Origin of the sequence: Novosphingobium sp. UBA1939, assembly GCF_002336885.1 — a bacterium.
In the GTDB taxonomy this organism is placed as follows: Bacteria; Pseudomonadota; Alphaproteobacteria; order Sphingomonadales; family Sphingomonadaceae; genus Novosphingobium.
The window spans coordinates 1-8,420 of sequence record NZ_DDFB01000154.1; the positions used below are offsets into that span (position 1 = coordinate 1).

General features: G+C 67.4%; 11 protein-coding genes and 1 pseudogene. 3 read left to right on the forward strand and 9 right to left on the reverse strand.

Annotation, left to right across the window (positions count from 1 at the left end):
• Positions 1–312: pseudogene (locus B3547_RS20665) on the forward strand (siroheme synthase); the annotation flags it as partial.
• Between the two features lie 3 nt (positions 313–315).
• Here the strand turns inward: B3547_RS20665 and B3547_RS20670 are convergent.
• The 9 genes from B3547_RS20670 to pyrE form a co-directional block, all read right to left on the reverse strand.
• Complete coding sequence (locus B3547_RS20670) at positions 316–765, reverse strand: PaaI family thioesterase (protein ID WP_124810926.1); 450 nt, start codon at positions 763–765, stop codon at positions 316–318.
• A complete protein-coding gene (locus B3547_RS20675; protein WP_124810925.1) occupies positions 750–1,229 on the reverse strand; it encodes a PaaI family thioesterase in 480 nt (159 codons plus the stop codon). Before B3547_RS20675 ends, B3547_RS20670 begins: the two co-directional genes overlap by 16 nt.
• A 91-nt stretch (positions 1,230–1,320) precedes the next feature.
• A complete protein-coding gene (ruvX, locus tag B3547_RS20680; RefSeq protein ID WP_124810931.1) occupies positions 1,321–1,788 on the reverse strand; it encodes a Holliday junction resolvase RuvX in 468 nt (155 codons plus the stop codon).
• Positions 1,785–2,912 carry a DUF3089 domain-containing protein gene (locus B3547_RS20685; protein ID WP_292966610.1) on the reverse strand — a complete coding sequence of 376 codons (1,128 nt, stop codon included), beginning with the start codon at positions 2,910–2,912 and terminating at the stop codon, positions 1,785–1,787. The genes ruvX and B3547_RS20685 overlap by 4 nt, the downstream gene beginning before the upstream one ends.
• Before the next feature lie 13 nt (positions 2,913–2,925).
• A complete protein-coding gene (locus B3547_RS20690) occupies positions 2,926–3,999 on the reverse strand; it encodes an AI-2E family transporter (RefSeq protein WP_124810923.1) in 1,074 nt (357 codons plus the stop codon).
• A 3-nt stretch (positions 4,000–4,002) separates the two neighbouring features.
• Positions 4,003–4,917, reverse strand: coding sequence for a signal peptidase I (gene lepB / locus B3547_RS20695; RefSeq protein ID WP_292966614.1), 915 nt, complete (start codon positions 4,915–4,917; stop codon positions 4,003–4,005).
• On the reverse strand, positions 4,914–5,348 hold the full coding sequence (gene acpS / locus B3547_RS20700; protein WP_292966617.1) for a holo-ACP synthase: 435 nt from the start codon (positions 5,346–5,348) through the stop codon (positions 4,914–4,916). The genes lepB and acpS overlap by 4 nt, the downstream gene beginning before the upstream one ends.
• A gap of 121 nt (positions 5,349–5,469) precedes the next feature.
• Positions 5,470–6,228 carry a pyridoxine 5'-phosphate synthase gene (locus B3547_RS20705; protein ID WP_125953844.1) on the reverse strand — a complete coding sequence of 253 codons (759 nt, stop codon included), beginning with the start codon at positions 6,226–6,228 and terminating at the stop codon, positions 5,470–5,472.
• Positions 6,228–6,812, reverse strand: a complete 585-nt coding sequence (gene pyrE / locus B3547_RS20710) for an orotate phosphoribosyltransferase (RefSeq protein WP_292966620.1) — start codon at positions 6,810–6,812, stop codon at positions 6,228–6,230. The genes B3547_RS20705 and pyrE overlap by 1 nt, the downstream gene beginning before the upstream one ends.
• Before the next feature lie 218 nt (positions 6,813–7,030).
• On the opposite strand from pyrE, the gene coxB reads away from it, so the two are divergent.
• Together coxB and B3547_RS20720 are read left to right on the forward strand one after the other, a co-directional pair.
• Positions 7,031–7,996: a cytochrome c oxidase subunit II gene (gene coxB / locus B3547_RS20715; RefSeq protein ID WP_292966623.1), complete on the forward strand. Its 966-nt coding sequence runs from the start codon at positions 7,031–7,033 to the stop codon at positions 7,994–7,996.
• 27 nt (positions 7,997–8,023) lie between these two features.
• Positions 8,024–8,420, forward strand: a 397-nt coding sequence (locus B3547_RS20720) for a cbb3-type cytochrome c oxidase subunit I (protein ID WP_292966626.1), incomplete at its 3' end; no start/stop codon positions are given.

Here is an 8,420-nt window from a genome sequence, read left to right on the forward strand (position 1 = left end):
GCGCTCGATGCCGCGCTGGAGCAGGGCGGGCCGCTCGATCCGCTGGCGGAGCCGCCGGCCGATGCCGTGGAGCGCTGGCTCGCCGGCGCCTCGGCTGGCCTTTCCGGGCGCTTTACCATCGCACTGCGGTCCGACGATCCGGACGATCTCACCCTGCGCGAGGCGCGCCTGCTGGGGCAGGCCGACGCGGTGATCGCCGGCCCGGATGTGCCACCCGCCGTCCTTGCCCGCGCGCGCGCCGACGCCGTTCGCCTGCCGCCTGGCGCGGAAGCGCCAGACCAGGGAATCGTGATCGACCTGACCCGGGAGTAGGCCCTATCCGGCCTTCGGTGCGAGCAGGAAGTTCATCCAGCAGCTGGCCACCGGCTTGTCGCGATCGGCCTGCCACGCTTCCACGCGCACGTTGGCCACGCGCCGGCCCGCGCGGGTTACGCGGCCCATGGCGTAAGTGCGATGGTCAACCCCGCCGCGCAGGTATTCGATGCTGATGTTGACCGGCTTGATCCGCATCGCCGCGCCGGTGCGGTCGAGTTCGGCCCGCAGCGCGGTGAACGCCGCCATTTCCAGCATTCCGCCGATCGCGCCGCCATGGAGATAGCCCGGACGGCCCACCGCCCGCTCGGTATAGTCCATGCCGATCACGGGCACGCCGTCTTCGATCCGGTCGATTTCCATGCCCATGGCGCGGGCATAGGGGGGCAGATGCAGCGGATGGTCGGCGGGCAGGGGTGTGCCTTCCTCCGGGCTGGTCACGCTTTCATCCATCCGCTCGCCTCCACCAGCATGAAGATGCCCGCGGCGTGCGCCACCGGATCGGTCAGTTCGCCATCGTGCGCGATGCCCCGCACGAAGGCCATGCTGCGGCGCAGTTGGTAGCATTCGGCGCGGGCGATGATCGTTTTGCCCGGCGTGGCCGCACGCACATAGTCGATGCGCAGGTCCAGCGTCACTTGCGGCTGGAATTCGCCGCGCCGCGCCCAGACCGACATCGAGGTGCAGTTGTCGAGCAGGCTGATGATCGGGCCGGAAGCCAGCACGCCGGTTTCCTCCACGCCCACCAGATCCTCGCGCCAGGGCAGCGCCAGTTCGAACCAGTCTTCGCCGTGGCCGACATATTCCATGCCCAGAAAGCCGCTGTGGCCGTGGCGCGTGATGGCCTTGCTGCCCTGTACCGGGTCCATGCCAACACCCGGCGGGATGTTGAACCGTGGGGGAAACTTGCTTTTCATGTCCTCCATACCGGATGCTCTGCCGGGCGTCGGGGGCAAAGACAAGTGGCAATGTGGGACTGTTCCGGTTCGCGCTGTTCCCGTCCCGAGCTTACAGCACGCCGCCCGCCAGCGCGTCGATCGCGCCTTGCAGGATCAGCGCGGCCGCGTGCGAATCGATGCGCTCGGCGCGTTTGGCGCGGCTGAAATCCTGCTCGATCATCGCGCGTTCGGCCGCCTGCGTGGTCCAGCGTTCGTCCCACAGCAGGATCGGCAGCCCCAGATCGTCAAGATTGCGCGCCATCGCGCGGGCGCCCTGGCTGCGCGGGCTTTCGCTGCCGTCCATGTTCAGCGGCAGCCCGATCACCAGCCCGCGCACCTGCCGTTCGGCCACCAGCGCGCGCAATTGTTCCTTGTCCTGCGCGAACTTGCGGCGGACGATCGTCTTGCCGGCAGTGGCGAAGCGCCAGCCGGCGTCGCACAGCGCCACGCCGATCGTCTTCGTGCCGGTATCCAGCCCCAGCAGCACGCCGCCCTCCGGCAGCGCGGCGCGGAAATCGGGCGTGAACGTAGTGATCATGGCGTCGGTACCGAGTGCGACTTTTCCCACGCCGCCGTCCGCCGCGCCACGTCCGCGCGCAGGTTCATCCAGAACAGCGGGATGTCATAGACGTGATAGTTGTTGCCTGGCAGCACATAGGGTCCGACGCTTGGCGGATCGCCGATCAGCAGCAGCCCGCGTTCGTCGCAGCGCGCGGGCGCGGCGCCGGAGATCAGCTTCCCGCCGGTCGGGTCCTCGTCCATCTGCAGCGTGCCGAGATTGGCCGCGATCGGGGCGCCTCCGCCCATGCGGCCGGTCAGCGGGTTGGTGCAGAGCGGGGCTTCGTTACCCACGCGCTGCCCGTCCAGCCCGGTGCGGCCGTGAAAGGCGTCCAGCACCAGCGCCGGTTCGGCCGGTTCGGCAAAGGTTTCCCAGCTGATCGCGCAGCCGGTGTCTTCCGGTCCGGCGCAGGCCGGCAGACCCATAGCCGGCAGATCGTGCCGGGCGGAGATCGGCCAGCCGATCGCGTAAGCGGCGATCAGGCGTTGCTGGATCGGCGTGCCCTTCACGCTGTCGCGCAGCAGGTGGATCAGGTGCAGCGATCCCTGGCTGTGGCCGGCAAGGATGATCGGGGCGTCGGCCGGCACTTGCTGCAGGAAGCTGGCGAACGCGGCCTTCACGTCCTGATAGGCCACCGCCAGCGCCTGCGCGCTTTCCGGCTTGTCGGTCAGGAACGCGCCGAACGTCGCCTGGCGATAGCGCGGCGCCCACACTTGCGCGGCGCCATTGAAGGCGCTGCCCATGGCGCGGATGAACGAAGCGGCGCGCCGGTTTGCGTCGGCGTCCTCCAGCGATCCGTTCCAGTGATCGCGTGCCAGATAGCTGGTGGGATGGACGAAGAACACCACCGCGCGCGAACGGTCGCCTTCGGCCTTCATGCCTTGCGGGCGGAGCTGCGCCGGATCGTTGGCGATGCCGGGCCGTGAAAACCACATGCCCGGTGCCTTGTAGGCTCCATCGGGCAGCGGCCCTTTCTGCTCGAAGCTGCTCCTTGGCACGAAGGCGAACCGCGTCAGTTCCAGCGACCAGAGGCGCAAGGCGGCCAGCGCCACGATGACCAGCACAACCAGAACGGCGATGAGATACAGGAACTTGCGCGCCATTTCGGAGACCTTCTCAGCCTTCCCCGCCGGAGCCGCCGACAGAAGGGCGGCCGTTGCGTTCGGCTTGCCGTTCCAGCGCGATCTTCAGCATGGCCACGATCGGATCCGCGAGCAGCAGGCCCAGCAGGCCGAACATCACGCCGAAGATCAACTGCGCGCCCAGCACCAGCGCGGGGGCAAGGTCGGCCGTCTTCTTCGCCACCATCGGCACGATAATATTGCCGTCCACCGTCTGCACCACGACATAGACGATGATGCAGAAGATGCCCATGTCGGTGCCACCCGAAAAACCGACCAGCACCATGAGGATGCCCGAGATCGGCGCGCCGATGTTGGGCAGCGCGGCGAGCAGGCCGGTGAGCAGCCCCAGCAGCGCAGCCATCGGCACGCCATAAAGCGCGAGCAACGCCCAGGTCGCCACGCCTTCCACCGCCATGCCGATCAGCCGCCCGAACAGCAGCATCCGCAGCGCCTTGCCCATGCGATGGGCAGTGCCGTGGAAATGTTCGCGGCTTCCCTCGGGCAGCATCCAGGCGATGCCGCGCCGGTAGAGGTCCGGCTCCAGCACGAAATAGATGCCCAGGATCATGATCAGGAACGCGGTGCCGAAGCCGCCGAAGATGCCGCCCAGCGCGCGCGTGACGGGGCCGACGCCGCCGATCAGCTTCTCCGCGACGTTGGAGAAGTCGGCCTGGTTCACCGAGATGCCGTGGGCATGGCCCCAGGCCAGTACGCGCGCGGTCTGCGTCTCGATCACCGCGGGCATCTGCGCGGCCTGCGCGGCGATCTGGCTGCCGGCGAACATCACCAGCCAGATCAGGAAGGCCAGCGCCGCCAGCAGCACGATCAGGATGCGAAAGCCCCGGCGGATCGGCAGCACGCGGCTCAGCAGCCGCTGCCCACCGTCGATCATCGCGGCGAAAACCACGCCGCCGAATATCACCAGCAGCGGTTGCGCCAGATAGACCGCCAGCGCCAGCAGCGCGGCGACACCGATCCAGACGAAGGCCTTCTTCGCTTCGCTCCGCACCAGATCGTCGCGGATGTCGGTCGGGCCGGACCGTCCTTTTTCGTCACCCTCGGCCATGGTCTATCGGTCCTTCTGCGCCGTCTTCGCGATCTCGGGGCGCAGACTGGTCCAGGCGCGCCCTTCGCGCAAGGCGCGCCACCACGACAGCGGGTTCCACCCCTCGCTGCCATCGAGCGAGAAGGTGAGGAATTCGGCGCGCCCACCCACGTCGGCCAGCGGGACGGGACCGCCCAGACCCTTTTCCTCGATCGGCGCGCGGCTGTCGGCGGAATGGTCGCGGTTGTCGCCCATCAGGAAGACATAGCCCTGCGGCACCTTGACCTCGGCGTAGTTGTCCAGCGGCTGCTGGCGGTGATCGATCACGCGATAGGTCGCGCCATTGGGCAGCGTTTCGCGCAGGATCGGCAGTTCGCAGTACCAGCGGCCGTCGTTCGCGCGATAGCGCAGGCCGGGGAAATCGTCGGGATCGCACGGCTGGTTCAGATCGACCGGCAGCTCCAGCGGCGGTTCGACCTGCTGCGGCACGGGCCGCCCGTTCAGGATGATCTGCCCGTTCACCACCGCGATGCGATCGCCTGGCAGCGCCACCACGCGCTTGATGTAGTCCTCGTCGCGATCGGGCGGCACCACGATCACGATGTCGCCATAAGCGGGCGTGCGCGGCAGGATGCGCGTCATCCCGCGCGGCAGGATGTGGAAGCTGGCGGAGACCCAGGACCAGCCATAGGGATACTTGCTCACCACCAGCCGGTCGCCCACCAGCAGGTTGGGCATCATCGAGATCGACGGGATGTAGAACGGCTTGGCGATCAGGCTGTGAAAGCCCACCACGGCCAGCAGCATCAGCGCCAGCCCGCGCAGTTCCAGCAGCCAGTTGACGCCCTGCGTGTCGTCCGCGGCGGCCGGCTTCGTTTCGGCTGCGGGAACAGCGGATGTTTCAGGCAGGTCCGGTCCGGATTCGGTCGTTTCGTTCAAGCGTCACCTTGTGCGCTGGGGGCGTCGGGGTGGAGCGGGCGGGCCTCGATCACCACGAAGGCCTGCGCCCAGGGATGATCGTCGGTCAGCGTCAGGTGGATCACCGCCTCGTACCCGGCGGGCGTGATCCTGGCCAGCCGCGCCGCCGCGCCGCCGGTCAGCGCCAGCGTCGGCGCGCCGGAGGAGGCGTTGACCACGCCGATGTCCTTCATGAAGACCCCGGCCTTGAACCCGGTGCCCACCGCCTTGGAGAAGGCTTCCTTGGCGGCGAAGCGCTTGGCCAGCGTGCCGGCGCGGGTGAAGGGACGGCGGTTGGCCTTGGCCATTTCCACGTCGGTGAAGACGCGGGCCTCGAATCGTGCGCCGAAGCGGTCCAGCGATGCCTGGATGCGCTCGATGTTGCAAAGGTCGGAGCCCATGCCGATGATCATGCCGGTTCCACCGGTTTATGACCTGGACCGTCACCCCGGACTTGATCCGGGGTCTCGCTCCGCCGGGTGGCGCCCCTTGGCCGCGGATGCCAGCCTTCGCTGGCATGACGGAATGGAACGATCACCGCGCTTCGTCCATCAGGTCGCGCATCCGGCGCACCGCGTTTTCCAGTCCGACGAAGATCGCCTCGCCGATCAGGTAGTGCCCGATGTTGAGTTCGGCGAGCTGGGGAATCGCCGCGACCGGCTGGACGTTTTCGTAAGTCAGCCCGTGCCCGGCGTGCGGTTCGATGCCGTTGCGCGCCGCCAGCGCGGCCATGTCGGCGATTCGCTTGAGTTCGATCGCGCGCGTTTCGCCCGTCGCATGGGCGTATTCGCCGGTGTGCAGTTCCACCACCGGGGCGCCCAGCCGGATCGCCGCCTCAATCTGCCGCGCTTCGGGCGCGATGAACAGGCTGACGCGAATCCCCGCGTCGGACAGGCGCGCGACGATCGGGGCGAGGCGGTTGTGCTGGCCGGCGGCGTCCAGCCCGCCTTCGGTCGTCCGCTCCTCGCGCCGTTCGGGCACGATGCAGGCCGCGTGCGGGCGGTGGCGCAGTGCGATTTCCAGCATTTCCTCGGTCGCCGCCATTTCCAGGTTCAGCGGCAGGTCGGTGGCGGCCTGGATGCGGGCGAGGTCCTCGTCGCGAATGTGGCGCCGGTCCTCGCGCAAGTGCGCGGTGATGCCGTCGCCGCCCACCGCCGCGACGATTTCCGCCGCGCGCACCGGGTCGGGATGGTCGCCGCCGCGCGCGTTGCGGATCGTGGCGACGTGATCGATGTTGACGCCCAGCCGCAGCCGGCCCGGCGTGAGCGCCGCGTTGGCCGCTGCCCCGGCCATCAGGGCTGCGCCCGGCTGCCCGGCTTGACCGCCGGAGTCGCGGCCAGTTCGGGCGGCAGTTCGTCGGGCGCGTAAGTCGGGAAGTTCAGCGCCACCAGCGGGAAGAACGGCACGCCCAGATCGACCGCCCCGGCCGACCGGTCGACCAGCGCCGCGGCGGCGATCACTTCGCCCCCGGCCGCTTCGATCGCCTTGATCGCCTCGCGGCTGGAAAGGCCGGTGGTCACCACGTCCTCGACCATCAGCACCTTTTCGCCCGGCTGCAGCGTGAAGCCGCGCCGCAGCTCGAACGTGCCGGTGGGGCGTTCCACGAACAGCGCCTCCACGCCCAGCGCGCGGCCCATTTCATGGCCGATGATCAGGCCGCCCATCGCAGGGCTGACCACCTTGTTGATCTCCTTGCGCAGTTCGCGCGGGATGCCCTGCGCGGTGGCGATGGCGAGGCGGCTGGCGCGCTCGGGGTTCATCAGCACGCGGGCGCATTGCAGGTAATAGGCGCTGTGGCGGCCGGAGGAGAGCAGGAAATGCCCTTCGAGCAGGGCATGGCTGGCGCGGAATTCGGCCAACACTTCATCTTCGGTCATCGCGGATCAAGCCTTGTCTAAAATGCAGCGGGCCATCGCAAACGGGCTGTTGGCAGCCTGTCTTTGGCCGGAATCAAAAAACCTCCTAGAGCCGCTTGTGGGGCGCGGCAAGCGCTGGTACACCTTTGTTCAAGGAACAAAAGTTCCGTGTGCCTGTGGGAACCGGCGGAGAGGGGGCACTTCTCTTGCGACCGGCGGATGTAGAAAGATCGTAGGCCATGACATTGGGAGAAGTTTCCAACGCGTTCGCGCGTTGTTTTCTGCGCATTTCCGCGCCCGCAGCGCTGCTGTGGGTTCCGGCGACGGCATTCGCCGCCGGTAATGACCGATTCGCCGTGGCGCCCGGCGGCTATACGCCGATGGCGCCCACCCCCGGCAAGGGGATGCCTATTGATGGCGGCACCACCTTCCAGACGCAATATTCGCCCACCGGCCTCGAGGCGCTGTGGATGCACGACAATATCGTGATGTGGATTTTGGTCGCCACCTCGCTCTTCGTGCTGGGCCTGCTGGTCTATGTCATGCTGCGCTTCAACAGCCGCGCCAATCCGGTGCCCAGCAAGACCAGCCACAATACGCTGCTCGAAGTGGTGTGGACCGGCATTCCGGTGCTGATCCTGCTGGTGGTCTTTGTGCCCTCGATGAAGCTGCTGGCGCATCAGTTCAAGACACCGCCCAAGGATGCCATCACCATCAAGGCGATCGGCAACCAGTGGTTCTGGACCTATGCCTATCCCGACAATGGCGGCTTCGAGGTGAACAGCAACCTGTTGCCTGATGCCGAGGCGGACAAGCGCGGGGAGCCGCGCCAGCTGGCTGCCGACAACCGCATGGTCGTTCCTGTGGGTGAACCGATCCGCCTGCAAACCTTTGGGGCGGATGTGATCCACTCCTTCGCGGTGCCCAGCCTGTGGTTCAAGCTCGACGCGGTGCCGGGCCGGGTGAACGAGAAGATGCTCACCATCAAGGAACCGGGCGTCTATTACGGCCAGTGTTCCGAGTTGTGCGGCGCGCGGCATGGCTATATGCCGATCGTGGTCGAGGCGCTGCCCCGTCCCAAGTTCAACGCATGGGTGATGACGCATGGCGGCGCCAAGATCGACGGCGCGCCCGAAGCGCCCGCTCCGGTGGCCGCTGCCGCTCCGGCTGCGGCCCCTGCCGAAACTGGCGCCAAGCCCGCCTGACCCCTCTTGCGCAAGGTTTTCTGACCGATGGCTACCACTGCTGACCATTTTCAGGCCCACGGCGAGGGACATCACCACGCCGGACACGAGCATGACCACAAGCCCGCGTTTTTCCAGCGCTGGTTCATGTCGACCAACCACAAGGATATCGGCACGCTCTATCTGATCTTCGCGATTTTCGCGGGGATCATCGGCGGCGCGATTTCGGGCATGATGCGCGCCGAACTGGCCGCGCCGGGCATCCAGTATCTGGGCACATTCGCGCATTGGCTGGGGGTTTCCGATCCCAGTTTTGACCAGCAACTTCACCTGTGGAACGTGCTGATCACCGCGCATGGCCTGATCATGGTGTTCTTCATGGTGATGCCCGCCATCATCGGCGGCTTTGGCAACTGGTTTGTGCCGATCATGATCGGCGCGCCGG

Bases quoted from the DNA above. Each gene is read 5' to 3' on its own strand.
- B3547_RS20670 (WP_124810926.1), bottom strand. From the start codon at position 765: ATGGATGAAAGCGTGACCAGCCCGGAGGAAGGCACACCCCTGCCCGCC.
- B3547_RS20675 (WP_124810925.1), bottom strand. From the start codon at position 1,229: ATGAAAAGCAAGTTTCCCCCACGGTTCAACATCCCGCCGGGTGTTGGC.
- ruvX (WP_124810931.1), bottom strand. From the start codon at position 1,788: ATGATCACTACGTTCACGCCCGATTTCCGCGCCGCGCTGCCGGAGGGC.
- B3547_RS20685 (WP_292966610.1), bottom strand. From the start codon at position 2,912: ATGGCGCGCAAGTTCCTGTATCTCATCGCCGTTCTGGTTGTGCTGGTC.
- B3547_RS20690 (WP_124810923.1), bottom strand. From the start codon at position 3,999: ATGGCCGAGGGTGACGAAAAAGGACGGTCCGGCCCGACCGACATCCGC.
- acpS (WP_292966617.1), bottom strand. From the start codon at position 5,348: ATGATCATCGGCATGGGCTCCGACCTTTGCAACATCGAGCGCATCCAG.
- B3547_RS20705 (WP_125953844.1), bottom strand. From the start codon at position 6,228: ATGGCCGGGGCAGCGGCCAACGCGGCGCTCACGCCGGGCCGGCTGCGG.
- pyrE (WP_292966620.1), bottom strand. From the start codon at position 6,812: ATGACCGAAGATGAAGTGTTGGCCGAATTCCGCGCCAGCCATGCCCTG.
- coxB (WP_292966623.1), top strand. From the start codon at position 7,031: ATGACATTGGGAGAAGTTTCCAACGCGTTCGCGCGTTGTTTTCTGCGC.